Source organism: Alteromonas sp. ALT199 (genome assembly GCF_018619335.1).
Lineage (GTDB): Bacteria > Pseudomonadota > Gammaproteobacteria > Enterobacterales > Alteromonadaceae > Alteromonas.
In genome coordinates this window covers 1-1,243 of sequence record NZ_JAHHDX010000131.1, presented here as the reverse complement: position 1 = coordinate 1,243, position 1,243 = coordinate 1, and the positions used below count along the sequence as shown (strand labels likewise).

At 31.0% G+C, this 1,243-nt stretch carries 1 protein-coding gene; it reads right to left on the bottom strand.

What is annotated here, in order from left to right:
* Positions 1-69 precede the first annotated feature (69 nt).
* Positions 70-1,053, bottom strand: a complete 984-nt coding sequence (locus KL866_RS14470; protein ID WP_214995670.1) for a hypothetical protein — start codon at positions 1,051-1,053, stop codon at positions 70-72.
* Positions 1,054-1,243: the final 190 nt, after the last annotated feature.

Below are 1,243 nucleotides of genomic sequence, written 5' to 3'. Positions count from 1 at the left end.
AACTAAACAAACGCATCCGAATTTTTATTTGATACCATAACAAAAGCTAATTCAAGACAAAAAATGGTTTTATTTTGAGTCAAATTTTTTTTCCCATACTTTCATACACTCTACTCTCCCATATTTTTCCACAGCATCGCGAATAACTTCAGACCGGCTAATTTTGTTTAATTCGATTTCTGTACCTAAATTTGTAAAGTCCTCGTTAACCAATACAAATTTATGCTGTGCGGCTTTATGCTTCGAAAAACTAGAAGGTAAGGTGATTATTTTACACCCAAAACTAATAGCATGATAAAAAGTCCCGCTGGAGATAATAGTTTTATCTTGATGAGGCATCAAGATATAAGAGTACTCTAGTAAAAGAGCCTCTAAATCTTCTTTAGTTAAAAAAATGTTTTTTAATGTTACATTTAACTTCCTATCGTTTACAATTTTTACAAGCTTATCAAAATATGCATTATCGTTGCATTTTCCAGCAATAAGAAGGGGTAAATTTTGTGGCCATGTATTAAGGGCTACATGTAAATTTTTGTATTGCTTTATTGCACCAAAAAAGAGCACTTTATCTGCTTTCCTATTTTTCGATAAAGAAAATTCTTTGCTGATTTCCAGCGCTCTTTCGTCTGCCATATAAAGCGGATGTAAAATAAGATCACCATCAAATGTGCTTTCTAATACGAGAACATGAAAATCTAATCGAGTAAAAAGCCACGTAAGGATTTGACTAAATAGTTGGCCCAAATTTCTATCATGTGGTCGGTAATTATGCTTTATCCAAAAAACCTTTTTTGTTCTTTTTTTTAATAGAATTGCCTTTTTAACCGCACGTCCAAACGTTATAACGGATTTTAAGAAATTTTTTTCATAGCACGGAGAGTCCTCTAACCAATTAATAACGGCAATCTCTCCCGTCTTTGCATTAGACTTTACTGAAGTAAGTATCTCCATATCTTTCACATGATAGCCCATGTTAGAAAATATTTTTTTTAAAATTTCAATAAATTCATTTTGATTTTCATATGGGGAAATGTAAATAATGTTATCATTCACTCTAAAATACCTTACGATTACGAGAATTTCGAAAATAAGCACAAATTAAGCGGCGCAATTCAGTTTAAATGGAAAACACCCAACAATAGTTATAGATCATAATTTACAATGGTAATTAATAAAGATTTCTATATTCGCTACTTGACTATAACCATTTTAAACTCATTTAACACGTCAATAGTATTTTTTC